Annotated in this window: 24 protein-coding genes; 11 read left to right on the forward strand and 13 right to left on the reverse strand. The window is 76.2% G+C overall.

Annotated features, from left to right (window positions below; all coding sequences use genetic code 11):
* Positions 1-197: 197 nt before the first annotated feature.
* The 4 genes from K8Z61_RS14475 to K8Z61_RS14495 form a co-directional block, all read right to left on the reverse strand.
* On the reverse strand, positions 198-3,320 hold the full coding sequence (locus K8Z61_RS14475) for a lamin tail domain-containing protein (protein WP_224130591.1): 3,123 nt from the start codon (positions 3,318-3,320) through the stop codon (positions 198-200).
* Between the two features lie 158 nt (positions 3,321-3,478).
* The gene (locus tag K8Z61_RS14485) at positions 3,479-4,570 is read right to left on the reverse strand and encodes a hypothetical protein (RefSeq protein WP_224130592.1); all 1,092 of its coding nucleotides are present in this window, start codon (positions 4,568-4,570) and stop codon (positions 3,479-3,481) included.
* A 48-nt stretch (positions 4,571-4,618) separates the two neighbouring features.
* Positions 4,619-5,851, reverse strand: a complete 1,233-nt coding sequence (locus tag K8Z61_RS14490; protein ID WP_224130593.1) for an acyl-CoA desaturase — start codon at positions 5,849-5,851, stop codon at positions 4,619-4,621.
* A gap of 17 nt (positions 5,852-5,868) precedes the next feature.
* Positions 5,869-7,035 carry a ferredoxin reductase gene (locus tag K8Z61_RS14495; RefSeq protein ID WP_224130594.1) on the reverse strand — a complete coding sequence of 389 codons (1,167 nt, stop codon included), beginning with the start codon at positions 7,033-7,035 and terminating at the stop codon, positions 5,869-5,871.
* 94 nt (positions 7,036-7,129) lie between these two features.
* Between K8Z61_RS14495 and K8Z61_RS14500 the strand changes: the two genes are divergently transcribed.
* The 3 genes from K8Z61_RS14500 to K8Z61_RS14510 all read left to right on the forward strand — a co-directional run bounded on the left by K8Z61_RS14500 (position 7,130) and on the right by K8Z61_RS14510 (position 10,467).
* Positions 7,130-8,299: a helix-turn-helix domain-containing protein gene (locus K8Z61_RS14500; RefSeq protein ID WP_224130595.1), complete on the forward strand. Its 1,170-nt coding sequence runs from the start codon at positions 7,130-7,132 to the stop codon at positions 8,297-8,299.
* Positions 8,300-8,352: 53 nt separating this feature from the next.
* The gene (locus tag K8Z61_RS14505; protein WP_224130596.1) at positions 8,353-9,321 is read left to right on the forward strand and encodes an SGNH/GDSL hydrolase family protein; all 969 of its coding nucleotides are present in this window, start codon (positions 8,353-8,355) and stop codon (positions 9,319-9,321) included.
* A 135-nt stretch (positions 9,322-9,456) separates the two neighbouring features.
* The gene (locus tag K8Z61_RS14510; protein ID WP_224130597.1) at positions 9,457-10,467 is read left to right on the forward strand and encodes an SGNH/GDSL hydrolase family protein; all 1,011 of its coding nucleotides are present in this window, start codon (positions 9,457-9,459) and stop codon (positions 10,465-10,467) included.
* A 19-nt stretch (positions 10,468-10,486) separates the two neighbouring features.
* Here K8Z61_RS14510 and K8Z61_RS14515 read toward each other — a convergent pair whose 3' ends face one another.
* Positions 10,487-12,046 carry an amidohydrolase gene (locus tag K8Z61_RS14515; RefSeq protein ID WP_224130598.1) on the reverse strand — a complete coding sequence of 520 codons (1,560 nt, stop codon included), beginning with the start codon at positions 12,044-12,046 and terminating at the stop codon, positions 10,487-10,489.
* A 97-nt stretch (positions 12,047-12,143) separates the two neighbouring features.
* On the opposite strand from K8Z61_RS14515, the gene K8Z61_RS14520 reads away from it, so the two are divergent.
* Positions 12,144-12,827, forward strand: coding sequence for a hypothetical protein (locus K8Z61_RS14520; protein WP_224130599.1), 684 nt, complete (start codon positions 12,144-12,146; stop codon positions 12,825-12,827).
* Positions 12,828-12,971: 144 nt separating this feature from the next.
* Here K8Z61_RS14520 and K8Z61_RS14525 read toward each other — a convergent pair whose 3' ends face one another.
* On the reverse strand, positions 12,972-14,513 hold the full coding sequence (locus K8Z61_RS14525; RefSeq protein ID WP_224130600.1) for a serine/threonine-protein kinase: 1,542 nt from the start codon (positions 14,511-14,513) through the stop codon (positions 12,972-12,974).
* Positions 14,514-14,551: 38 nt separating this feature from the next.
* On the opposite strand from K8Z61_RS14525, the gene K8Z61_RS14530 reads away from it, so the two are divergent.
* The gene (locus K8Z61_RS14530) at positions 14,552-15,136 is read left to right on the forward strand and encodes an RNA polymerase sigma factor (protein WP_224130601.1); all 585 of its coding nucleotides are present in this window, start codon (positions 14,552-14,554) and stop codon (positions 15,134-15,136) included.
* Positions 15,137-15,143: 7 nt separating this feature from the next.
* Complete coding sequence (locus K8Z61_RS19385) at positions 15,144-16,616, forward strand: M1 family aminopeptidase (protein WP_224130602.1); 1,473 nt, start codon at positions 15,144-15,146, stop codon at positions 16,614-16,616.
* A gap of 28 nt (positions 16,617-16,644) precedes the next feature.
* Here the strand turns inward: K8Z61_RS19385 and K8Z61_RS14540 are convergent, their stop codons facing one another.
* The 7 genes from K8Z61_RS14540 to K8Z61_RS14570 all read right to left on the reverse strand — a co-directional run bounded on the left by K8Z61_RS14540 (position 16,645) and on the right by K8Z61_RS14570 (position 19,858).
* Complete coding sequence (locus K8Z61_RS14540; protein WP_224130603.1) at positions 16,645-17,277, reverse strand: hypothetical protein; 633 nt, start codon at positions 17,275-17,277, stop codon at positions 16,645-16,647.
* The gene (locus K8Z61_RS14545) at positions 17,274-17,816 is read right to left on the reverse strand and encodes a hypothetical protein (protein WP_224130604.1); all 543 of its coding nucleotides are present in this window, start codon (positions 17,814-17,816) and stop codon (positions 17,274-17,276) included. Before K8Z61_RS14545 ends, K8Z61_RS14540 begins: the two co-directional genes overlap by 4 nt.
* Positions 17,813-18,256 carry an Asp23/Gls24 family envelope stress response protein gene (locus K8Z61_RS14550; RefSeq protein WP_224130605.1) on the reverse strand — a complete coding sequence of 148 codons (444 nt, stop codon included), beginning with the start codon at positions 18,254-18,256 and terminating at the stop codon, positions 17,813-17,815. Before K8Z61_RS14550 ends, K8Z61_RS14545 begins: the two co-directional genes overlap by 4 nt.
* Positions 18,249-18,425 (reverse strand): DUF2273 domain-containing protein, encoded by a 177-nt coding sequence (locus K8Z61_RS14555; RefSeq protein ID WP_224130606.1) that lies wholly within the window; start codon positions 18,423-18,425, stop codon positions 18,249-18,251. Before K8Z61_RS14555 ends, K8Z61_RS14550 begins: the two co-directional genes overlap by 8 nt.
* Before the next feature lie 95 nt (positions 18,426-18,520).
* Positions 18,521-18,817 carry a hypothetical protein gene (locus K8Z61_RS14560; RefSeq protein WP_224130607.1) on the reverse strand — a complete coding sequence of 99 codons (297 nt, stop codon included), beginning with the start codon at positions 18,815-18,817 and terminating at the stop codon, positions 18,521-18,523.
* Positions 18,814-19,413: a hypothetical protein gene (locus K8Z61_RS14565; RefSeq protein ID WP_224130608.1), complete on the reverse strand. Its 600-nt coding sequence runs from the start codon at positions 19,411-19,413 to the stop codon at positions 18,814-18,816. Before K8Z61_RS14565 ends, K8Z61_RS14560 begins: the two co-directional genes overlap by 4 nt.
* Before the next feature lie 4 nt (positions 19,414-19,417).
* The gene (locus K8Z61_RS14570; protein ID WP_224130609.1) at positions 19,418-19,858 is read right to left on the reverse strand and encodes an Asp23/Gls24 family envelope stress response protein; all 441 of its coding nucleotides are present in this window, start codon (positions 19,856-19,858) and stop codon (positions 19,418-19,420) included.
* Positions 19,859-20,076: 218 nt separating this feature from the next.
* On the opposite strand from K8Z61_RS14570, the gene K8Z61_RS14575 reads away from it, so the two are divergent.
* Genes K8Z61_RS14575 through K8Z61_RS14595 form a run of 5 tightly spaced genes read left to right on the forward strand, consistent with a single transcriptional unit; the run spans position 20,077 to position 24,636 of the window.
* Complete coding sequence (locus K8Z61_RS14575) at positions 20,077-20,655, forward strand: RNA polymerase sigma factor (protein WP_224130610.1); 579 nt, start codon at positions 20,077-20,079, stop codon at positions 20,653-20,655.
* On the forward strand, positions 20,646-21,212 hold the full coding sequence (locus K8Z61_RS14580; protein WP_224130611.1) for a hypothetical protein: 567 nt from the start codon (positions 20,646-20,648) through the stop codon (positions 21,210-21,212). The genes K8Z61_RS14575 and K8Z61_RS14580 overlap by 10 nt, the downstream gene beginning before the upstream one ends.
* Positions 21,213-21,260: 48 nt before the next feature.
* Positions 21,261-22,283, forward strand: a complete 1,023-nt coding sequence (locus K8Z61_RS14585) for an epimerase (protein WP_224130612.1) — start codon at positions 21,261-21,263, stop codon at positions 22,281-22,283.
* Positions 22,280-23,812 (forward strand): carboxyl transferase domain-containing protein, encoded by a 1,533-nt coding sequence (locus K8Z61_RS14590; protein WP_224130613.1) that lies wholly within the window; start codon positions 22,280-22,282, stop codon positions 23,810-23,812. Before K8Z61_RS14585 ends, K8Z61_RS14590 begins: the two co-directional genes overlap by 4 nt.
* A 20-nt stretch (positions 23,813-23,832) precedes the next feature.
* Positions 23,833-24,636 (forward strand): SDR family oxidoreductase, encoded by an 804-nt coding sequence (locus K8Z61_RS14595; protein ID WP_224130614.1) that lies wholly within the window; start codon positions 23,833-23,835, stop codon positions 24,634-24,636.
* Positions 24,637-24,685 lie beyond the last annotated feature (49 nt).

Below are 24,685 nucleotides of genomic sequence, written 5' to 3' on the forward strand. Positions count from 1 at the left end.
GCCCCCACCCCACCGGCCCAGCCGGACCTCCGGGGGGCTCGAAGGTGAACGGACGTGGACTAGACCGCCAACGGGCGTGGGCGATTTCTCAGGTCCGCCTCAGGTCGCGCTCAGACCCGCCGAACACGCCGAGGAGGTCCGTCCGGACGACGTCGGGACGGACCTCCTCGAGGTGGCAGGGCGCGGGCGCGAGGCCCTCAGGAGACGGGGAACATCCGCGCGTCGATGCCCGAGACCGTGCCGCCGGGACGCACCGTGGCGATCGCCTGGGCCCGCGCGATCGTCGTCGCGCCGCCGGTGCCGCCGGTCCACCACTGCGTGGCCAGGCGCCCGCTCGGGTCGGCGAAGGCCAGGCGGTAGCGGCTGCCGGCCGCGACCCCGCCGAGGTAGTAGGTGCCGTCGGTCGCGGTGCAGGTGGCGTAGCGGGCCGGGCCGGTGAGCGTCGACTGGTTCGGGTAGACGTAGACGCACACGTTGGCCACCGGCGCGCCGGCGCTGTCGACCACGCGGCCGGTGATCACGCCCACCGGCGTCATGACGGCGTCGGCGATGGTGGTCACCGAGGCGGAGACCACCACGGGCCGCGCGCCGGCCTGCGTCGGCGCCCCGCCGACGACGCCGTCGGCCCACCACTGGGTCGGGCGCTGGCCCGAGGCGTCGAAGAACGCCAGGTCGTACTGGCCGGAGTCGACGCCCTCGAGGCCGTAGCGGCCGTCGGCGCCGGTGCAGGTGGCGTAGCGGGCGGCGGTGGACGAGCCGCGCGGGTAGAGGAACGCGCAGGCGGTGCCGATGCCGACGCCGGACGCGGTGCCCTCGGCGACCCGTCCGCGCACGATGCCGGGAGCCGGCGTGCTCAGCGTCAGGTCGACGTTCCGGACGTCCCCGCTGACGACGACCGGCGCCTCGCGCCAGGTCGTGGCGTACTGGCCGGACGCGTCGGTGGCGACCAGCTGGTAGGTGCCGGGGGCGACGCCGCCGAGGTAGTACGAGCCCGACGCGTCGGCGCAGGTGGCGTACGACGCGGCGGCGGCCGCGCGGCCGGCGTAGAGGTACACGCAGGCGCCGTCGAAGCCGGCGCCGTCGGCGGTGCGCACCGCACCGGCCACCGACCCCGCCGCCGGCGGCGTGCACGAGATCGTGCCGGCGCGCAGCGCGTTGCCGGTGGTGTTGGAGTCGTCGGACCAGAACACCGGCTTGCTGCCGCCGACGCAGGCCGACTGCGGGCTCAGCGCGAACCCCTCGTCGTTGTAGTTCGGCAGGCCGGCCGGCCGGTCGTACGCGGCGACGACGCCGAACGCGCCGCTCGCGCCGACCTGCTGACGCGTGGTGACGCCGTTGCAGGTGTCGTCGCAGACCGTCCACAGGCTCTGGGTCTCGGGGTCCCAGGTGAGGTCGGCGATGGTGGCGTTGCCGCTGCCGAACGAGGCCAGCTGAGTCGCTGTGCCGTCGTCCTGCAGGGCGTAGGCGTAGACGCGGCCGTTGGCCTCGAGCCCGACGAACGCGACGCCCGTGCCGTGACCCGGGTAGCGGGCGGGGTCGTAGGGCCGGCCGGTGGTCTGGTCGACGAAGCCGGCGCCGACGAGGTAGGGGTCGGGCACCCAGGCGACGCCCTCGAGGCCGAGGTTGGCGCCCACGGTCGGCAGCGACGAGGCGAGGTTCCACTCGCGCAGCGCGGTGAGCGTGCCGCCGCTCGTGGTGACGCCGGAGAGGTCGTAGGCCAGGACGGACGGGCGGCTCACCGAGCCGGCGTCGTTGTCGCGCTCGGTGGCCACGAGCACACGTCCGGGCTGGTCGGTGAGCGCGAGGCCCTCGGTGTCGGGACGCCCGGTGCCGTTCGGGTACTTCAACGTGGTGCGCGAGTCGAGCACGTACTCCGGGGAGGAGCCGCTCGGGCCGGGCGTGAACCGGACGAGGGTGCCCGTGCCGTTGACGACGCCGCGCACGACGCCGCCGTCGACCGCGAGGCCGCTGAGGTCGGTGCCGACGACGCCGGCGGCGTCGACCGTGCGGACGCTCGACCCGCCCGGCCACGGAGCCGTGTCGAGGTCGCCCGGGCACAGGTTGCGGGTGCCCCGCGTGGGCCTCTGGGTGGTGGCGAAGGCGCCGGTGCCGGCGGCGGCGAGGTCGGGGCAGCGGCCGTAGGTCGTGGTCGCGGCGCTGGTCCAGGAGTAGGAGTCGACCAGCGCGCCGTCGCGACCGAACAGCCGGGCGGAGTCGGAACCGCCGAGATCGAGGTCGGGGGCGAGGTCGAAGGCCGCGTACCCGCCGGCGGGCACCGACGAGCCGCTGGGCAAGGTGAGCGACGGGGAGGCCGCGGCACCGCGGACGACGAAGCCGGAGACGTCGATCGCCGCACCGGTCGGGTTGACCAGCTCGATCCAGTCCGAGCCGGCGGCGTCGGACTCGATCTCGTTGATCCGGATCGGGCTGCCGCAGTCGTTGGCGGCGCCCTTGGTGACCGTGGCCTGGGTGCCGAAGGGGCCGCTGCCGTCGGGGCAGCGTCCGTAGGTGGTGGCCGCGTGGGCCGTCCAGGAGTAGGAGTCGAGCAGCGCGCCGTCCGGGCCGAAGAGGCGCGCGGAGTCCGCACTGCCGAGCCCGAAGCCGAACTGCGCCTCCTCCAGCGTCAGGAAGCCCTTGGCCGCGATCGAGGAGCCGGCCGGCAGGACGTAGAAGGCGTGCGTGTCGTCGTTGTCCTTGAACCGCAGGCCGGAGACGTCCACCGCCCGCGTCAGCGGGTTGTACAGCTCGACCCAATCGCCCGGCACGCCGCCGCTGGACTCGACCTCGTTGATCCGGATCTGCTGGTGGTCGCAGCTGTTCGCCGCGCCCTTGGTGACCGCGAAGGTGGTCTGGAAGCCGCCCGTCGCGTCGGGGCAGCGGCCGTAGGTGGTGCCGACCGCGTGGGCGGTCCAGGAGTAGGAGTCGACGAGCGCCCCTGCGGTGTCGAACAGTCGCGCGGAGTCCGCGGACCCGAGCCCGTAGGCGACCTCGACGTCGAACGCGGCGTAGCCGCCGGCGGCCAGCGTGGTGCCGGTCGGGATGGTGAAGACGTGGGTGTCGTCGTCGTCCTTGAGGACGAACCCGGAGAGGTCGACGGTCGACGTGCTCGGGTTGACCAGCTCGACCCAGTCGCCGGGCGTGCCGCCGCTGGACTCGACCTCGTTGATCCGCACCGGCGACGTCGAGGCCGCCTGGGCGGCGACCGGGGTCAGGGTCGGCACGGCGAGGCCGAGGCCGACCAGGCCGAGCAGCACGGCCGGGACGAGGCGCGCGCGGCCGGGCCGGCGGGAGGATCGGCGGGCGGGGGCGGTGGGGAGCACGGGGGTCCTCGCGGGCGAGCCGTCGGACGACGGCGGGACGGGGGTCGCCTCCATCCCAGCGACCGCGCGTGCCCGGCCGACGGCGTCCAGGTGAACGGCGGCCGTCGGGGCGGCCACCCCGGGTCGACGGCCGGCTCGGGCTCAGCCCGCGCGGCGCCTCAGCGGTGCCGGGTGCACCAGCGCCGCGCGTCGGCGCGGGCCAGGAGCACGACGGTCGCGATCGCCGCGGCGGCCGGCAGCAGGAGCAGGGGCGCGGTGATCACGGAGACGAGCAGCAGGACGCCGGCAGTCGACGCCGACACCGTCAGGGCGATGCGCGAGGCCCGCGAGCCGACGAAGACCCCGACCGCCAGCGCGATCGCGAGCAGCGCCCAGAGGGCGACGACCACCGACATGACCAGGGCGGAGGTGACCAGCTGGTCGCGGCTGTACGGCAGGTCGGCCAGCTCGGGGGTCTGCGCGAACGCCTCGTCGATCAGGTCGCTCGGCGCGGCGACCAGCGCGATCGCCATCAGGCCCATGGCGCCGGCGACCACCGCCCCGACCGCCCAGGTCAGCAGGCAGGCGACCAGCACCACCGGCGGACGCTCGGCCAGGGGCTCCGGTCGCCAGGACGGCTGGGCGTACGGGTTCGGCGCCTGGCCGGGCACGGCGCCGTACGGCCCGGGGTACGGCGGCGGGGCGGGGGCGGCCGGGGGCGGCGCCGGGTAGGCGGGCGGCGCCGGCGTCGTGGGCGGCGCAGGCGTCGTCGACGGCGGCACAGGCGGCGCCGGGCGGTCGGCGGGGCGGGAGCGCGGACGGCGGAACCGCTCGGGGATCTCCTCGCCGCGGTACCAGGCGCGGGCGGGCTGCAGCCACAGCATCATCGAGCCGGCCGCGACGACGGCGGCCAGCAGCCCGGCCGACGGCGTGCCGGCCAGGAACAGCGGCAGCGCCAGCACCGAGAGGCCCCAGCGGGCGCTGACCGAGCGCTGGAGCACCGAGTAGCCGAGGATCGCGGTGGCCGTCGCGCAGCCCGCCGTCACGAACGACAGGACCCGCAGGAGGTCGAGCACCCCGTCGACGGAGAGACCGAGGGACGAGCCGGGGGGCTCGGCGAGGACGTCGGTCATCCGCTCGCGCATGTCGAGCGAGGTGAGGCTCGGCAGGTAGGAGACCTGGGTGAGCACGCAGGCGATCGAGGACACCATGATCACGATCGCGATCGCCGTGACCTGGCGGGGGCGGGGTGGCGTCGACGAGGCGGCCATGGGCCCATTCCATCAGGCGGGCCCACGCCCGCCCCGTCGCGCCCGGGGTCAGGCGGCCGCGCGGCGGCGCGCCTGCTGCTCCAGGCGGGCCTGCGCGGCGCGACGGACCTTCGGCCCGCCGGTGCTCATCGCGTGGAGCAGCCGCAGCTGGGAGGGCAGGTTGCGCGGGGTGGTAGTGTCGAGCCAGCCGTTGGGCAGCGAGAGCCGGACGACCTTGTGCCAGGCCGAGTAGACCTGCTGCGGCAGCGGCGCCTCGTGGTAGTTCAGCTCGTACTTCTCGAACAGCGCCTTCACCTTCGGCGCCACCTCGGCGTACCGGTTGCTCGGCAGGTCGGGGAAGAGGTGGTGCTCGATCTGGTGAGAGAGGTTGCCGGTCATCAGGTGCGTGACGGGCCCGCCGGAGATGTTCGCGGAGCCGAGCATCTGGCGCAGGTACCACTCGCCGCGCGTCTCGCGCTCCGGGATCGCCTTCTTCTCGAAGGTCTCCACGCCCTCGGGGAAGTGGCCGCACATGATCACCGAGTGCGACCACAGGTTGCGCACGAGGTTCGCGGTGAGGTTGGCGGCCAGGGTCGGCAGGGCGGCGCCGAACGGCGCGGCCAGCAGCGGGTGGACGAGGTAGTCCTTGGTGGCCTGCTTGCGGATCTTGCCCAGCGTGCCCTTCAGCCGCCGGGTGAACTCGGGGCTGCGCTTGTCCTTCGGGATCTTCAGGTTGCGGCCGAGCTCGAGGTCGTAGGCGGCGATGCCGTACTCGAAGAGGCAGGCGTTGAGGAGGTTCCACAGCGGCTGGCCGAGGTGGAAGGGGTGCCAGCGCTGGTCCTCGTCGACGCGCATGATGCCGTAGCCGAGGTCGTTGTCCTTGCCGACGATGTTCGTGTACGTGTGGTGCACCTCGTTGTGGCTGTGCTTCCAGCCCTCGGCGGTCGAGGCGTTGTCCCACTCCCACGTCGTCGAGTGGATCTTCGGGTCGCGCATCCAGTCCCACTGGCCGTGCATGACGTTGTGGCCGATCTCCATGTTCTCGAGGATCTTGGCCACCGACAGGCCGACGGTGCCGAGCACCCACAGCGGCGGCAGCGCGCTGCCGAGCAGCACCGCGCGGCTGGCCAGCTCGAGGCGCCGCTGCACGTCGACGACGCGGCGGATGTAGGCCGCGTCGTCCGCCCCGCGGGAGTCGAGGACGTCCTGGCGGATCGCGTCGAGCTCGACGCCGATCTGCTCGACGTCCTCGGGCGTCAGGTGGGCGATCGGGCTCTCGGGCTTCCGGGTCAGGGTGGTCATCTGGGTCCTCCGATGCGTCAGAGCTGGATCTCGCACGGGCCGGCGGCGGCCGACACGCAGGTCTGGACGGGCAGGCCGCCGGCGGCGGTCTCCCCGGGGGTGGCGACGGTGAGCGCGCCGTTGCGCAGGTCGCGCACCGCGCCCTCGCGCAGCGGCACCACGCAGCCGAAGCACACGCCCATGCGGCAGCCGCTGGGCAGGAGCACGCCCGCGGCCTCCCCGGCGTCGAGCAGGCTGGTGGCGCCGTCGGCCTCGACGACGGTGGCGTCCGCGGCGCTCGCGCCCACGCGGAACGTGACGGTGCCGCCCTCCCCCGCGTCGCCGACGAAGGCGGCGGCGCGGAAGCGCTCGGTGAACAGCGGCAGGTCGCGCGCCTCGTGGTGCGCGGCGAGCGCGTCCAGGAGGCCGGCGGGGCCGCAGGCGAAGGTGGCGCGCTGGTCGAGGTCGGGCACGAGCGTCGCGAGGTCGGCGACGTCGAGCACGCCGTGCTCGTCGTCGAAGCGGCTCACCAGGCGGATGGCGCCGGCGGCGTCGAGCGCGGCCAGGTCGCGGGCGAAGATCGTGTCGGGACGGCTCGGCGCGAGGTGCACGACGACGATGTCGTGGTGCGCGCTGCGGGCCGGCCGCACGACCCCGGCGTCGGTGGCCGGGAAGAGGTTGCGCAGCATGCCGATCACCGGCGTGATGCCGGAGCCGGCGGTGACGAAGAGGAGCCGGCCGCCGTCCGCGGGCAGCACGAACTCCCCGGCGGCCTGCTCGAGGTGCACCAGCGTGCCGGGCCGCAGCCCGTGGACGAGGAACGGCGAGACCGTGCCGCCCGGCACCGCCTTGACGGTGACGCTGATCAGCCCGTCGCGGCGGGGGCCGTGGGTGAGGGAGTAGGCGCGCCAGTGCCGGACGCCGTCGACGTCGACGCCCAGCCGCAGGAACTGCCCGGGGCGGTGGCCGGCCCAGTCGCGTCCCGGCCGCAGGACGATCGTGGCGGCGTCGGCGGTCTCCGGCTCGACGGCGACGACGCGGGCGCGCAGCTCGGCGCCCTTGCGCAGCGGGTCGAAGAGGTCGAGCACGTCGGCCGGCATGAGCGGGGTGACCGCCGCCTCGGCGACCTGCATCAGGCGGGCCTTGACGGCGGAGGCCACGGTGGAGGCGCCGGAGGGGGACCCGGTGTCGGCAGCGACGGACATGCCTCCACTGTGATGCACTCTTCGGAGTAACGTCCTGTGTCAGCCACGTGAACCGACCGCAGGAAACTGTTCCCTGCAAACAATAAGGAGCGTCATGGCCCGTCGCGCCGCCCCCCCGCCGGACGCGCCGCGGCTGCCGCCCGACGTGGTCGCCCGCCTGCGCGAGGAGCTGCCCGGCACGGCCGAGCGCGTCGTCGCGGGCATCACCGCCGACGTGCCGAGCTACCGCACCGCCCTCGCCGGCCCGATGGGCATGGCGATCCGCGACGCCGTGCAGACGGCGCTGGGCGGGTTCCTCTCGCTGGCCTCGGGCCGGGTCCGGCGCGCCGGGGGCGATCCGCGCACGCCGACCGCGTCGGCCGTCGAGGGCGCCTACCAGCTCGGGCGGGGCGAGGCGCGCAGCGGCCGCTCCACCGACGCGCTGCTCGCCGCCTACCGGATCGGCGCGCGCATCTCGTGGCGCGAGCTCTCGACCATCGCCGTGCGCGAGGGCCTCGACCCCGCCCAGGTCGCGGCCTTCGCCGAGCTGATCTTCGCCTTCATCGACGAGCTGTCGGCGGCGAGCGCGGCGGGTCACGCCGACGAGCTGGCCGAGAGCGACCGCCAGCGGCGCGAGCTGCTCGACCGCCTGACCCGACTGCTGCTCGAGGACGGCCCGGCCGAGACCGTCCTCGACCTCGCCGGCCGCGCGGAGTGGCCGCTGCCGCACACGCTCACCGCGGTGGCGGTGCCGCCGGCCCAGGTGCGACCGGTGCTCGCCGTCGTCCCGGCGACCACCCTGGTGCTGGCCGAGGCGCCCGGCGGACCGGACGCGGTGCTGCTGGTCCCCGACCTCGACGAGCGCGGCCGCGCCGCCCTGCTGCGCACCGCCGCCGACCGGGGCTGCGTCGTCGGGCCGCCGCGGCCGTGGGCGGAGGCGTCGGCGTCCTGGCAGCGGGTCGCGCGGGCCCGCGACCTCGGGCTCACGGGCGACACCGACGAGCACCTCGTCGCCCTCGTGCTGGCCGCGGACGCCGCCGCTCGCGACGACCTGCGCCGGCGCGTGCTCGCGCCGCTGGACGGGCTGCGCCCGGCCTCCGTCGAGCGGCTGGTCGAGACCCTCCGGGCCTGGCTGCTGCACCAGGGACGCCGCGAGGACGTCGCCGCCGCCCTGTTCGTGCACCCCCAGACCGTCCGCTACCGCATGCAGCAGCTGCGCGAGCGCTACGGCGAGGCCCTGGACGACCCCGCCACCGTGCTGGCGCTCGTCGTCGCGCTCGGCTGACGCACGGCACCCGTCGGGAGCGCGCGACCGGCCGTCGCGTAGCGTCGAGCAGCGTGGAGCACCCGGTTCGTCAGCCCGCCCGCCGTCCCGCCGCCCGTGCCGCCCTCGCGGCCGGAGCGCTGCTGCTCGCCGCCGCGCTCGCCGGCTGCTCGGGCTCCGACGACTCCGGCGACGCCGACGGCCGTCAGGCCGCGCCCTCGGCGAGCCCCAGCCCGTCGGCCAGCAGCACGCCCGGCACCGGCCCCTACCCCGACTACGTGGCCCTGGGCGACTCCTACACCGCCGCGCCGGGCGTGCCCGAGAGCGACGGCGACGACGGCTGCCTGCGCTCGACGGTCAACTACCCGCACCTCGTGGCCGCGGACCTCGGCAGCGCGCTGGACGACGTCAGCTGCTCGGGCGCGGACTCCACCGCGCTGGTGGGCGTCCAGACGTCCTCGACGAACAAGCTGGTCCCGGCCCAGTTCGACGCCCTGAACGACGGCACCGACCTGGTCACCGTCGGCATGGGCGGCAACGACTTCGGGCTCTTCGCCTCCGTGTTCAGCGGCTGCGTCTCCCGGGCCCAGAAGGACCCCCAGGGCAGCCCGTGCTCCGACGCGGGACGCACCAAGGCCCTGGCCGGGCTCAAGCAGATCGAGGACCGGCTCGAGGCCGTCTACGCGGGCGTCCGCGACCGGGCCCCGAAGGCGGTCATCGTGGCGGTCGGCTACCCGATGGTCGTGCCCGCCTCGGGCACCTGCCCCGACCGCCTGCCGCTGGCCACGGGCGACTATCCGTTCGTCCGCGAGGTGAACGAGGGGCTCAACGATGCCGTGCGCACCGCGGCGAAGAAGGCGGGCGTGCTCTACGCCGACGTCGCGAAGGCCACCGAGGGCCACGACGTCTGCGCCACCGAGCCGTGGATCAACGGCGTGCAGAACGCCCCCGGCAAGGCCATCCCGCTGCACCCGTTCGCCGAGGAGCAGAAGGCCGCCGCCGCCGCCGTGCTGGCCGTGCTGCCGAAGGGCGCCAAGGCCTGACGCCGGCCGCGCGGACGATGTCGGGACACGCCCGAGCCACGATCGGGTCACGGCGGTCCGACGGCTGATCGACCGACCGGTAACGACCCTCACAACCCCCTGCCGGGGAGTCGGGGCTCGCGTACCGTTCCGACCATGGCCCCTCTCCCCAGCGGACCTGCGCTCGGTGCTGCCCGCCCTGCGGCGCGCCGCACGTCCCGACGGCGCGCGCTGGCGCTCGCCCTGGCGACGGCGCTGCTCGCGCCCGTCCTGGCGTCGTGCTCCAGCGCCCCGACCGACGCACGGGCCTCCGCCGAGCGCTACCCGGGTGCGGAGGGCGTGCTCTCCGGCACCGGCGAGCGGCCCGCCCGACTGCGGGTGCCGGCCTCCTACGCCCGCTACGTCGCCCTCGGCGACTCCTTCACCGCCGCACCCGGCGTGCCGACGACGGACGCGAGCACCGGCTGCCTGCGCTCCTCCTCGAACTACCCGCGCCAGCTCGCCGAGCGACTCGGCAGCACGCTGGTCGACGTCAGCTGCTCCGGCGCCGACACCACCGACCTCGCCGACCGGCAGCGCACCTTCAGCGGCCGGCTCGCCGACCCGCAGCTCGACGCGCTGGGCGACTCCACCGACCTGGTGACCGTCGGGCTCGGCGGCAACGACGAGCTGCTGTTCACGATCCTGTTCAGCGGGTGCGTGTCGAAGGCCCGCACCGACCCGACCGGCAGCCCGTGCGCCGACCTCGGCGCCGACAAGGCCGACGCGATCATCGAGAAGATCGGCAACCGGCTCGCCACCGGTCTGCGTCAGGTACGCCAGCGGGCGCCGCGGGCGATGGTCGTCGCCGTCGGCTACCCCGAGCTCCTCGCCGACGAGGGCACCTGCCGCGACCGGCTGCCGCTGGCGACCGGCGACTTCGCCTTCGTCCACCAGGTCAACGTCGACCTCAACCAGGCGATCCGGGCGGCGGCGCGCCGCGCGGGCGTCCTGTACGCCGACGTCGCGCGCTTCACCCGCGGCCACGGCATCTGCGCCGGCGACCCGTGGATCAACGACATCCGCGACGCCCCGGGACGGGCGATCCCGCTGCACCCCTTCGCCGAGGAGCAGGCCGCGGTGGTGCGGGCGCTGCTCGCCGTGCTGCCGAAGAACTCCTCGACCTGACCGACCTGATCGGCCCGGCTCAGCGACGGTGCACGACGCGGCCCGCCGCGACCGTGAGCGACACCGACGCGGCGCGCAGCCGCCGGGCCGCCTCCGCGGCGTCGGGCGTCCGCGGCGCTCCCGACGCCCCCGGCGCTTCGGGGTCCAGCGGATCGTCGTCGACCAGCACGACGTCAGCGGGGCCGCCGGGCCGCACGGAGCGGACGCCGTCGGTCGAGGCCGCCAGGGCCTCGCGCGGCGTCAGCGCCTGCTCGGCGTGCCAGGCCGGACGCTCGTCGCCGCTGCGGTGCACCGCCGCCGCCATCGCGAGCCACGGATCGAGGGGCGCGACCGGCGCGTCCGACCCGAGCACGACGTCGGCGCCCGCGTCGAGCAGCTCGCGCAGCGGGAAGCACCGGGCGGTGCGGTCGGGCCAGACCCGCTCGGCGAGGTCGCGGTCGTCGAGCAGGTGCGCCGGCTGGACGCTGGCCCGCAGGCCGAGGGCGGCGAGGCGTTGGACGTCCGGCTCGGCGACCAGCTGGGCGTGCTCGATCGACCCGCCGGCACCGGTGGCCGCGTAGGCGTCGAGGGCCGCCGCCGCGGCGGCGTCGCCGATCGCGTGGGTGGCCACCGTCAGACCGTGCGCGTGCGCCGTGGCGAGCAGCCGGTGCAGCTCGGCGGCGTCGAGGTTGGGCAGGCCGGCCGGGTGCACGAGGTCGGGCTCGGCGTAGGGAGCGCAGCACCAGGCGGTGCGGGTGTTGAGGGAGCCGTCGCTGATGATCTTCAGCGAGCCCATCGTCAGCCGGTCATCGCCGGGCACCAGCGGGTCGCCGGTGCGCAGACCCTCGGCCAGCACGGCGTCCAGGCCGTCGGCGTAGACGGCCATCCGCACGCGGAGCAGATCGCAGCCCTCGGCCCACCGCTGCCGCCACTCGGCGGCGCCACCGGAGAACTCGAAGTCGACCAGGCCGACGACGCCCTGCGCGGCCGCCGCCTCCAGCGCCCGGCGGTACGCGGCCGGGGAGGTGCCGTCGTCGCCGACGAGGCTCGCGAGCCGGCCGTAGGCGGCGAACCACTCGGCCTCCCGCACGACGTCGTCGCGCACCGGCAGGGCCAGGTGCAGCAGCGCCGCGGTGTTGAGCCAGGCGTGGTGGGCGTCGCCCGAGATGAGCACGACCGGGACGTCGCCGCTGACGCGGTCGAGCTCGGCGACCGTGGGGCGACGCGGCCAGCCCGCCGAGCGGTGGCCCCACCCGACGACGGGGAGCCCGGGCAGCTCGGCGAGCCGGTCGGCCACGCGGCGCACCGCCTGCTCGGCCGAGCGGACGTCGGCGAGGTCGAGGCGGGCGCTGGTGAGCGACCACTGGCCGAGGTGGACGTGCTGGTCCCAGAGGCCCGGCAGGAGCCAGCGGCCCTCCCCCGCGAGCGTCTCGGCGCCGGCGACGAGCGTCGGGTCCAGGGCGCCGGTCGGTGCCACGGCCGCGACCCGGCCGCCGGCGAGGAGCACGTCGACCGGCCCCGCGCCGCCGATGCCGGTCGCCGGCTCCTGGTCGAGCGCCACGGGGCGCACCTCGCGGATCAGCAGGTCGGGCTCGTGCACCCGCTCACGGTAGGCGGCGGGCCGTCCCTCCCCCGCGGGTGGGGGCCGCGGCGGCCCGGGCGCGGCCACGGGCGGGTGCGCCGGTAGATTCCGGGGCGTGGGTCTGCGCGCTCCCGCCGTCGTGGTGGCGCTCGCCCTGCTCGGCACCGGCATCGGGTACGCGGCGGGCGGGCGCGATGCGGCGACCCCGCAGGAGCTCGCCACCGCCCCGACGCCGGTCACGGCCGTCGGCCCGGCGTACCCCCGCGACCGTCCGGTGACGGTCAAGGAGGACCCTGACGACCCCGCCATGCAGCGCAACCTGCCCACGCACCCGGAGACGCTCGGCGGCGCCGAGCTCGGGCTCACCGTGCCGGTGCCCGACGGCTGGTCGCGCACGACGAAGACGCTGGGCGAGTGGCGCTTCTTCATCGACGACCCCGCCACGCCCGGCCTCATCGTCAAGCCGGACACCTACTTCATGCGGATCACCCTCGTCGGCAGCCGGCACCAGCCGGTCGCGCAGGCCCTCGACGACCGGATCAACGCCCTCGCCGGCGCCCAGGACGTCCGCGAGCTCGACGTCGAGAGCCGCTCCTCCGACACCTTCGTCGGCACCTACGTCAGCGGCGGCTACCGACGGGTGACGATGGAGCGGTTCATCTCCTCCCCCGGCTCCCCGGGCGAGGCCTACGCCCTCGTGGCCCTCATCGGCCGCGAACGCGACCGCGCCGGCCTCTCCAGCCTGCTCGAGAAGGTCACCGACGCCGCCGTCGACGACCTCGCGACGCGGGCGGGCTGAGCGCAGGTTTCCCCGGATATCCGGGGAAACCGGACGTTGTCAGGGAAAGTTTCGGCCGACATGGGTCGGTTTCGCCTGACCTGAGGCAACACCTGGGACGCGTGGGACCGACGCCCGCGGGCCGACCTCCGAGGACCCGTCAGGTCAGAAGCCGCTCGTCTCGACCGTGTCGAGCACCTGCCGGGCGGTGGCGAGGTCGGCGCTGCGCACCTGCACCCACAGCAGCAGGTTGGACGAGACCTGCTGCACCCGCTCGACGGTGTAGCCGCCCGGGCAGCCCGCGTGGACGACGGTGGTCGAGGCGAGCCGGCCCGCACCGCCCTCGTCGATCACCGCCGGCTGCGCGTCGGAGCACTCCGGGTGGCCGGGCATCAGGTCGGGGACGCCGGCGCCCGGCAGGATGCCGAGGAACGCGCCCTGGCCGGCGACGTCGGGGTCGGTCCAGTCGGCGCGGGTGCCGACCGAGAGCGCGTCGAACGTGGCGCCGCTGCCGGCCGCCTTGAGGGTCGACGGACCGCTCCAGGGGCCGTCGGACACCACCTGGCGCCACGCGCGCGGCACCGCGACGCTGAGCGAGCCGCCGGCGTCGGCCAGCGTGACGGTGCCGGGGAGCCGATCACGCTGCACGGCCCAGCCGCCGGCGCCGCCCGCGGCCAGGGCCACCACGCCGGCCGCCACCAGGGCGCCTCGGCGGACCCAGCGACGCTCGCCGGGCCGGCCGGCCGGCGGGCGGTCGTCCGCGGCCCCGCCCTCCGCGGCTCCCGCAGCCGGGATCGGCGCTGGGGTCGGCGCCGGGCTGGGACGTCGCCCCGGCTGGGTGCGGTGCGGGTCGACGGCGATGCTCGCCGCGGGGGCGCTCTGCGCGCCGACCAGCGTGGGGGCCAACGCCGCGGCCAGCGCCTCGACGAAGGCGTCGACGTCGGCGAACCGCTCCTCGCGCTCGACGGCGAGCGCGCGCCGGACGACCTGCTCCGCGGCGTCCGGGAAGGGCCGCTCGGGCGTCGAGAGCGGTGCCGGCGCGCCGGGGTGCGCGGCCTGCTGCAGGCTCGCGTGGGCGTACGGCGAGCGGCCCGAGAGCAGCAGGTGGGCGAGCGCCGCGAGCGAGTACTGGTCGGCGCGGGCGTCGGGGCTCTCGGCCCGCGCCTGCTCGGGCGCGACGTAGGCCGGCGTGCCCGCGATCATCGTCAGCCGGCTGGAGCCGTCGAGCGCCTTGCCGAGCCCGAGGTCGCCCACCATCGCCACCACCCGGCCCCGGGTGGTGCGGAAGAGCACGTTCGCCGGCTTCACGTCGCGGTGCACGATGTCGCGCTCGTGCAGCGCCGAGAGCCCGGCCCCGACGTGGCGCACCACCTCGAGCGCCTGCGTCGGCGTCAGGCCCTCGACGGCCAGCCGGTCGGCGAGGCTCCCCTGGTCGGCGTAGGACATGACGAGGTAGGGGCGACGGTCCTCCAGCTGCCCCGCGTCGTAGACGCTGACGACGTGCGGCGACTCCACGCGACGCAGGTAGCGGCCCTCCTCGAGGAACCGGCGGCGGACGTCGGCGTCCTCGGTCCAGTTCTCCGCCAGCACCTTGACGGCGACGGGCGAGTCGAGCTCCTCGTCGTAGGCCAGCCAGACGGTGGCGAACCCGCCCGAGCCGATGCGACGACGCACCGCGTACCGGCCGAGGCGGGGAGGGGTGGACACCCCGGCATTATGGTCGCCTCGACGACAGGAGAAACACGATGGCTCTCGGTGCCTCGGATCCGGCAGCGCCCCTCACCCCCGACGAGATCGACGAGCTCGCCCGCCGAGCGCAGGACGGCGACGCCGCCGCGCTCGACGACCTCCTCCGCGCGGTGCGTCCTCGCGCCCTCAACGTCTGCCGCGGCGTGCTGCCGTACACCGGCGACGCCGAGGACGCCTGCCAGGAGGCGCTGCTCAACATCGCCAACAAGATCAGCACGTGGGGCGGCCGCGGCCGGTTCACGACCTGGATGCACGCGGTGGCCGTCAACAGCGCCCGCAGCACCTACCGTCGGCTGAAGAACCAGGCCGTCCCGGCCGATCCGACCTCCTTCGGCGTCCTCGACCGGCCCGACCCGCGCACCACCAGCGTCATCGCCGGCACCCGGCTCGACCTGCTCGAGGCCATGGAGACGCTCGAGCGCGAGCACCCGCAGTTCGTCGAGCCGCTGCTGCTGCGCGACGTCTACGGCCTGCCCTACGAGGAGATCGCCGACCTCGTCGGGGCGCCCCTGGGCACCGTCAAGGCGCAGATCCACCACGGCCGTCGCCTGACCCGTCCGCTGCTCAGCGGCACGGACTGAGCCGCGCGTGGGGCTCCCGGGCCGTCGCGGACGGGCGGCGCTGGCCGCGTCGCTCGCGCTCGTCGGCCTCGGTGGCGGCGCCCTGGCGGCGCCCGGCTCGCCCGGCACCACGGCCGATGCCCGCGCGGTGAGCCAGCCCCGCGTCGATCCCGTCTACCCGGGCACCGGCGACGACGTCGTCGACGCGCTCCACTACGACCTGCGGCTGAGCTGGCTGCGCCCCACCCGCACCCTCGTCGGTCGCGAGCGCCTCACCTTCCGCGCGGCCCGCGACGCCGACGTGCTGCGGCTCGACCTCAGCCGCCGGCTGCGCGTCTCCGCGCTGCGTCTGGACGACGTCGCGGTGCCGTTCCGGCAGCACGGCGACGACCTCGTCGTCCGAGCGCCGCTGACGGCCGACTCCGTGCACCGCCTCGACCTCGCCTACCGCGGCCGGCCGGCGCCGGTGCGCGCCCCGAGCGTCCGCGACGACCTGCGCAGCGTCGGCCTGACGACCTCGCGCGGCGGGCAGGCCTGGACGTTCCAGCAGCCCTACGGCGCGTTCACCTGGTACGCCGTCGACGACCAGCCGGCCGACAAGGCAACCTACGACGTCCGCGTCGCGACGCCGCCGGCCTGGCGCGGCGTCTCGGGCGGCCGCCTGGTCGCGGAGCGCCGGCTGCCGACCCGGCGGGTCATGCGCTGGCGTCTGGACGTCCCCGCCGCGGCCTACACCACGACGCTCGCCGTCGGCCCCTACGAGCGCCGCGGGGTGCGCGGCGCCGGCGACGGTCCACGGATCGTCCTGACCCTGCCCACCGGGCGTGCCGATCGCCTCGAGCGACGGCTGCGACACCTGGGCGCCGACCTGGCCTGGCTGGGGCGGAGGCTGGGGCCCTATCCGTTCGACTCCCTCGGCGTGCTGGGGGTGCCGGGCGCCTCGGCGCTGGAGGCCCAGAGCCTGGTGACGATCGGCGTCGGCCGCCGCGCTCCGCGGTCGCTGACGTCGCGTCCGGTGCTGGTGCACGAGCTGGCGCACCAGTGGTGCGGCGATCTGCTCACCCCCTCGACGTGGCGCGACGTCTGGCTCAGCGAGGGGCTGGCGACCTACCTGCAGGCCCTCTACGAGGCCCAGCACGGCGGCCCCGGCATCGACGACGTCACGACCTACTGGCACTACGAGGAGCCGCGGCTGCGCGCCGACGCCGGGCCGCCGGCGGCCTATCCGGCCGAGCGGTTCGGGGACGACAACGTCTACGTCATCCCGGCGCTGATGTGGCATCGCATCCGCCAGCAGGTCGGGGACGCCGCGTTCTGGGCGGCCCTGCGGGCCTGGCCGACCTCCCAGCCCGGCGGCGTCGCCGACCTCGACGGCGCCGCGGCCTGGTGGTCGGAGGCCACCGGCCACGACCTCGTCCCGGTCTTCGAGCGCTGGCTACGCGGCACGGACCCGGCCGACGCGCAGGCGTCGTCCGGGCCCGTGGACGGTGGGGCGGGCTGACGACCGGGGCGGCCGCAGCGGGATCGGCTCAGGCGGGGATGGTGTCCGGACGGATCCGCACCGACTCCTGGGCGCGCGAGCGGTCGCGACGCGAGGGCGCCCGCGGCGACTCGACGACGACGCGCAGTGCGATGCTCTGCGCGGGGACGGCCTCGGCGAGGTCGTCGCGGACGCCGGCCAGCAGGGGCTGCACCTCGGCGGCGTCGGCCTCGGCGTTCAGCCGGGCGCGCACCTCGACGAGGTGACGGCCGCCGTGCTGCCGGACGAGGCCGTCGGCGGTGTCGAAGGGCTCGAGCCGGGCGACCTGCTCGGCGACGGCCTGGGCGAGCGCGGTGACGTCGAGCTCGACCCGGCCGCGCTCGGTGGAGGCGGAGAGCCGCACGAGGCGGCCGCCGACCCGGCGGCGCGGACGCAGCAGGCCGATCAGCGCGAGCAGTCCGAGGACGATCCCGCCGCCGAGCAGGACGCCGTCGAACCAGGAGGCGTCGAGCACCGAGTCGGCCCGGTCCTTCGAGATGCTGGCGGGCACCGTGAGCAGGCCGAGGCGGTTGCCGGTGCCGGCGTCGACGAGCAGGGCGCCGACGGCGAGCAGCACGAGCGCCAGGACGGTCAGCATCGTGCGGTCGCCGCGGGAGGTGGGGGTGCGGACGGTGCGGCTCATGCGGAGACCTCCTGGAGGGTGACGACGACCGGCAGGTCGTCGAGCACGGCGACGGCGGCGCGGGCGTTCGCCTCGGCGGCGGCGCGCACCGACGCGGGATCGGCGTGGTCGGGCAGCACGGTGACCGGGATGCTCACCCTGCGGCGCTTGACGGTGGCCCGGCCGACCTCGAGCACGCCGGGCGTGCGGTCGACGGCCGCGACGGCCAGGGCGGCCAGGGCCCGCGGGGAGACCCACACGAGCCCGTCGGAGCCGACGGCGCGGTGCGTGCGGCGGGCCGGACGCAGCGCCGGCAGGAGCAGCAGCACCGCGATCGCCGCGGCGACGATGCCGGCGGCGAGCAGCACGCTCGCCGTCACCTGGCGGCCGTCGAGCCGGTCGGCGAGCGTCGGCAGCCAGGGGCTGCCGGACACCCAGCCGAGGCCGGCGGCGCCATCGCGGACGGCGAGCGCGGCGACGACCAGCAGGACGACGCTGACGAGCTGCACGGTGCCGGTCGCGGCCGGGCGGGCGCTCGGGGCGGGGAAGCGGGCGCTCATCGCACGCGGCTCCTCTCGGTCTCGGCGAAGCGGGGGTGGACGGTGACGTCGACGACGGTCAGCGGGACGCCGCTCAGCCGAGCGGCCTCCACCAGGACCCGCTCGCGAACGTCGGCGGCGACGCGGGTGATCGGCGCGGGGTAGCGGCAGGCGACGTCGAGCCGGACCCGGGCGCCGTGGCCCTGGATCCGCACCTCGGCCGACGGGCTCCCGCTGCGGCTCAGCGGCCCCAGCGGCGCGCGCCCGAGCAGCCCGGCGTCCTCGACGAGGACCTCGGGCACCTCGGCGGCGACCCGCTCGGCGATCCGGGCGATCACGCGCGTGCGGACGTCGAGGTCGCCGCGGCGCTCGGGAGCCTCCAGCTCCTCGTCCGCGGGCGACCCGCCGGCGACGAGGCCGGACGCGGGGTCGCGCTCGAGGGCGACGGTGGGCTCACTCACGACGGCCCCGCAGCAGCGCGGAGAGGTCGAGGTCGCCGTCCAGGTGGCCGCCGATGGCGTAGCCGACGGCGCCGAGGACGAGCGCGAGCAGCAGGCCGGTGAAGCCGCCGGCGACGATCGCGATGGCGAGGAGGAGGCCGGCCAGCAGGCCGACGACGGGAGTGCTCATGGTGTCTCCTAGGGATGTGGAGGGTCGGATGGGAGCCGGCGCGAGCGCCGGGTGGTGCGGGGAGGGCGGGGCGTCGGAGGCGGGCTGGAGGTCGACTAGAGATCGACGTAGCGACGACCGCCGGCCCGGCGCGGGAGCCGTCGCCGGACGCTGTGGGCGAGGGCGTCGAGGCCCTCGGCGAGGAGGTGCAGCGGACCGGACGGCCGGCCGCGGACGAGGGTGACGGCCGGGCTGGACGTCGGTCGTCGGCCCGGCTCGGCGGGACGGTGGCGGTCGGCGTCCAGCTGCGCGAGCAGCCGGACGAAGGCGTCCGGGTCGCCGCCGTGGTCGGGGTGGTGAGCCCGCAGCAGCGCCCGCTCCTCGGGGCTGCGGCGCTGCCGCGGCTCGCTCATGCCGGGCTCTGCTCGGACGATTCGGACGATCCGGCCAGGGCGGGCTCGCGCGCGGGGCCCGCGACGTCCTCGACGACGACGTCGACGCGCGCCGCGGGGTCGAGGTCCGGCACGGCGCGGACGGCGTCGCGGATCGCGGAGCCGGTGGCGCCGAGCTCGGCGCCCCAGCCGAGGACGACGTGCACCTCGACCCGGGGCACGTCCTCGTCCCTGCCCACCCGGACGCCGGTGACCCGACGTCCGGGCAGGTGGGTGGCGATCTCGCCGAGCACCCCGCCGTGGAGGCGGTCGACGGCGTCCAGCGCCTCGACCGCGTCCGCGATGGCCACGACGAGCTCGGGATCGCCGAGCGCGTCGCGCACCTCCTCGAGCACGCTGTCCGCGACGTCCTGGGCGAGGTCCTGGACCGCGCCCGCGGCGTCCTGCAGGGAGTCCTGGGCGTCGCGGGCGGCGCCCTGCGCGTTGCGGGCGGCGCCCTTGACGGCATCCTGGACCGACTCCTGGACGGCGGCCAGCCGCTCGGCCCCGGTCCGCGACGAGGACGGGCCGGTGCTCTCCGGGGTGCCGGGGGTGCCGGGGGTGCTCGGGGTGCTCATCGGGTCACTCGACCCGCGTGGTGGCGGGCTCGGCGTCCTCGTCGGTGTCGAGGGCGATGTCGTGGACGGTGATGTTGACCTCGGTGACCTCCAGGCCGGTCATCCGCTCGACCGAGGAGATGACGTTGCGGCGGATGCCGGCGGCCAGGTCGGCGATCGAGACGCCGTACTCGGCCACGATGTCGAGGTCGATGGCGGCCTGACGCTCGCCGACCTCGACCGCGACGCCCTGCGAGAGGTTCGTGCGGGAGCCCGGGATGCGCTCGCGCAGCGCGCCGACGGCGCGGGCGGCGCCGCCGCCGAGGTCGTGCACGCCGGTGATCTCGCGGGTGGCGATGCCGGCGATCTTGGAGACGACGGTGTCGGCGATCGAGGTGCGGCCCTGGTCGGAGACGAGGGCGCCGGTGCCCGCCGAGGTGGTGGCGGGAGTGGTCTTCTCGGTCATGGGTGATGCCTTCCTGTTGCGTCGGTGGACGAACGGTTGATCGTGGGTGGGTCGCCCCACCCGCCCCGTTCGTCACGTCCGGCCGATGGTGACGCCGGTCACCCCGGTCGTCCGGGAGCGGCCCGAGCCGCTCCTGCGGGACGTCTTCCCGCTGGCCCGGGGAGCAGGCCCCACCTTCGGGTGGTCGGGCCCGGGACGGCACGGGGAAGGAGGGCTCCGTGCAGGAGATCGAGGAGTCGCCGGGCGACCTGACCGAGGCGTCCGACGACGCGCTCGTGCGGGCCGCACGCCTGGGCGACCAGGACGCCTTCGCGGTCATCGTCGACCGCTACGGCCCCGGCATGTACCAGTACGCGATGCGCCTGGTCGCCGGGCACGACGCCGACGCCGCCGAGGTCGTCCAGGAGGCCTTCATCTCGGCGTGGCGCAGCATCGGCACCTTCGCCGGACGCTCCCAGCTGCGCACCTGGCTGTTCAGCCTGGTGCACCGGCGGGCCGTCGACCTGCTGCGCAAGCGACGCCCGACGCCGATCGACGACGAGCAGCTGGCACTGGAGAGCCCCGTCGCCGACGACGACCCGCTGCGCTCCACGATCGACGCCGAGCTGGTCGCGGCGCTGCAGGAGGCGCTGGCGACCCTCCCCCCGACGCAGCGGGCGGTCTGGCTGCTGCGCGAGACTGAGGACATGTCCTACGAGGAGATCGCCGAGGCCCTCTCGATCCCGGTCGGGAGCGTGCGCGGACATCTCCACCGAGGACGACGCACCCTGGCGGAGAGGATGGCCCGATGGCGCTGACGCCCGACGACCCGAACACGACGCCGAGCACGACGCCGGGCACGACGCCGTCCGCGCCCCCTTCCGGCGCCGCCGACGCACGGCCCGGCGACCCGCTGGAGCAGGCCACCGCCCTCGTCCGGGCGGAGTCGGCCGAGCCGCCGCAACAGTGGGGCGAGGTGCGCGATCGCATCCGCGACCGCGTGCGCCTGCTGGTGCTGCCCGCCGAGCCGGTGCGGCTGAGCCGTCTCGACGGCGCCGCGGTCGACGACCGGGACTCCACCATGACGGTGTCGAGCCGCGTGCTGCGTGCCGCCGTCCGCCAGCGGCTCAGCGGCTCGACCACCCACGTGCCCGACGCGATCGACCTCGAGATCGAGGACGAGCTGCTCACGGGGCTGCGCCTCGAGCTCGTGGTGGCCTTCGGCGCCGACCTGGCCGCCGTCGTCGGCCGGGTCCGCGACGACGTCGCCGAGGCCCTGGCGGCGCTGCTCGGGCCGGACCTCGGATTCGGCACGCCGCTGCGGATCGACGTCGAGATCGTCGACGTCGTGCCCGGGGACCCGCGCCTGGTCTGATCGCCCGGCGCCCTTGCCCGCCGGTCCCGTCTCGGGTGGGGTGGGCCCATGCGACTCCTCGTCCTCGGCGGCTCGACGTTCCTCTCCGAGGCCGTGGCGGCCCGGGCCGTCGACCGTGGCCACGACGTCGTCTGCGCGAACCGCTCGGGACGCGTGCCGGCGGGCGCGCGCCACGTGGCGTGGGACCGCGCGGTCGAGGCCGTGCCCGACTGGCCGTTCGACGGCCCGGTCGACGCCGTCGTCGACACCACCACCCACCCCAGCCGGGCGCGGGCCGTGGTCGAGGCGCCGTCCCTGCGGGCCGCGCACGGCGTCCAGGTCTCGACGATCAGCGTGTACGCCGACGCCGCGGACGGCTCGCTGCTGCCGGCCTGCGACGACGAGGGACCCGCGACCGACCTCGGGACGCTGCTGGCCGCCGACCCGCTCGCGTACGGCGGCCTCAAGGTCGCCTGCGAGCGGGCGCAGGAGCGCCGGGAGCGGAGCGTGGTGGTGCGGCCCGGCCTGATCGGCGGACCCGGCGATCCGTCGGGCCGGCTCACGTACTGGGTCGAGCGGCTGGCGCGGGTGGTCGAGCAGCCGCACGAGCCGGTCGTCGTGCCCGACCCCGCCGCTGGGGTGCAGGTCGTCGACGTCGGCGATCTCGCGGCGTTCGTCGTCGCGGCGCTCGAGCGCGGGACGACGGGCGTGCTCGACGTCGTCGGCCCGCGGACGCCGCTGGGCGATCTGCTCGCCGGCGTGGCGCGCGGGGTGGGCGTCGATCCCGAGCGCGTGCCGTGGCACCCGGCCTCCGACACGGCGCTGGCGGCCGCAGACGTCGTCCCGTGGATGGGGCCGCGGTCGCTGCCGCTGTGGATCCCCCGACCGGACGGCGACGCGCTGATGACGCACGACCCCGCTCCCGCCGTGGCAGCGGGGCTGGACCTGCGTCCGATCGCCGACACCGCGGCCGCCACGCTCGCGTGGCTGCGCGCGGAGCGGGCCGCGGGGCGCCCGGTGGCCACCACCGGTCTCACCGCCGCGGAGGAGGCGGCGCTGGTCGCGTCCGGGCTCCCTACGCTCGGCGCATGACCCCTCCCGCGGACCGTCCCCGGCGCCTGGGCGCCCACGACCTGGTCGAGCTCGTGCTGGACGCCGGCTCCTGGACCCCGTGGGACGCCCCGCCCCGCTACGGCCCGATCGGCGCGGCGTACGCCGCCGACCTCGCCGCCGCCCGCGAGAGGAGCGGCGTCGACGAGGCGGTCGTCACCGGCGAGGGCCGGCTGCGGGGACGGCGGGTCGCCGCGCTCGTCGGCGAGTTCGCCTTCCTCGCCGGCTCGATCGGACGCGCCACCGCCGACCGCCTCGTCGCCGCCATCGAACGGGCCACCGCCGAGGGGCTGCCGCTGGTGGCGGCGCCGGTCAGCGGGGGCACCCGCATGCAGGAGGGCTCGCCCGCCTTCGTGCAGATGGTGCGGATCTCCCAGGCCGTGGCGGCGCACAAGGCCGCCGGGCTGCCCTACCTCGTCTACCTGCGGAACCCGACGACCGGCGGGGTGATGGCCAGCTGGGGCTCGCTGGGCCACGTGACGGTCGCCGAGCCGGGCGCGCTCGTGGGCTTCCTCGGCCCGCGGGTCTACGCGGCGCTGTACGGCGAGGAGTTCCCGGAGGACGTCCAGACCTCGGAGAACCTCTACGCGCGCGGCATCATCGACGCCGTCGTCGCCCCCGGGGAGATCGGCGAGATCCTGCACCGGGCGCTGCAGGTCATGCTCCCCGACCACGACGCCGTGCGGGCCGTCGCCGGGGCCGCCCCGGACGCCCCCGAGCCGCGGCGCGAGGTCGACGCGTGGGAGTCGGTGACCCGCTCCCGCGACCCCGAGCGTCCCGGCGTCCGACGGCTGCTGCGGCACGCCGCCACCGACGTCGTGCCGCTCAACGGCACCGGGCAGGGCGAGACCGAGCCGGGCCTGCTGATCGCCCTCGTGCGCTTCGGCGACGTCCCGTGCGTGCTGCTCGGCCAGGACCGCCGGGGCCAGGGCGACCAGCACCCCCTCGGCCCGGGAGCCCTGCGCGAGGCGCGTCGCGGCATGCGGCTCGCCTCCGAGCTGGGGCTGCCCCTGCTCACCGTCATCGACACCCGCGGCGCGGCGCTCTCGGTGAACGCCGAGAACGGCGGCCTGGCCGGCGAGATCGCCCGCTGCCTCTCCGACCTCGTCACCCTCGAGGCGCCGACCCTGAGCCTGATGCTGGGCGAGGGCAACGGCGGCGGCGCGCTCGCGCTCCTGCCGGCCGACCGCGTCGTCGCCGCCGAGCACGCCTGGCTCTCGCCGCTGCCGCCCGAGGGCGCGTCGGCGATCGTCCACCGCGACACCGACCACGCCCCGGAGCTCGCCCGCGCCCAGCGGGTGCGGGCGCAGGACCTGCGCGCGCTCGGCATCGTCGACCGGATCGTCGCCGAGGAGCCGGACGCCGCCCGCGAGCCCGAGGCGTTCTGCCGCCGGGTCGGCGCGGTGCTCGCCCACGAGCTCGCCGGGCTGCTCGTGGCCGGGCCGGGCTCCCCCGCCGACCGTGCCCGCCGGTACGCGGCACCGCTCGACGGGCCCGCCACCCAGGACTAGAACACGTTACAGTTCCGCGGATGGAGCCCCGCACCTACCTCGTCACCGGCGCCGCCTCCGGCATCGGCGCCGCCCTCTCCGCCCGCCTGCGCGGCGACGGCCATCGCGTCGTCACCGTCGACCTGCGGGACGCCGACGTGCTCGCGGACCTGTCGACGCCCGCCGGACGCGACGCCGCGCTGGCCGGCGTGCGCGCGCTGGTCGATCCCGGCACCGGACTCCACGGCGTCGTGCCCTGCGCCGGCATCGCCGGGCTCACCGGCGTCGACGCCCGCCTCGTCGTCTCGGTCAACTTCTTCGCCGCGGTCGCCCTCGTCGAGGGGCTCCACGACCTGCTGGCCGTCCCGGGCGACGCCGCCGTCGTGCTGCTGGCCTCGAACTCCGTCACCTGCCAGCCCGGCTGGCATCTCGCCGCCGCCGAGGCCTGCCTGGCCGGCGACGAGGACGCCGCCCGCGCCGTCGTCGCGGACGTCGAGGCCGTGCAGGTCTACCCCGCCTCGAAGGCGGCGCTGGCCTGGTGGGCGCGCCGCGAGGGCGTCACGCCGCGCTGGGCCGGCGCTGGCATCCGGCTCAACGCCGTGGCCCCCGGCAAGATCGCCACGCCCATGACCGACGCCCTCGCGGCCGACCCGGTGCTCGGCCCGCTCGGCGCCGCCTACCCGTCCGCGATCGGCCGCGACGGGCACGCCGACGAGGTCGCGGCCGCCATCGCGTTCCTGCTCTCCCCCGCCGCCTCGCTGGTCGTCGGCTCGGTGCTCACCGTCGACGGCGGCACCGACGCGATGCTGCACCCGCGCTCGCCGGCCGGGTGGGACCCGCGCTGAGCCGCGGGCCGGCCAGTTTCATCGGTCAGCCGATGAAGCTGACACCTGC

It is taken from the genome of Nocardioides sp. TRM66260-LWL, from assembly GCF_020075545.1.
Lineage (GTDB): Bacteria > Actinomycetota > Actinomycetes > Propionibacteriales > Nocardioidaceae > Nocardioides.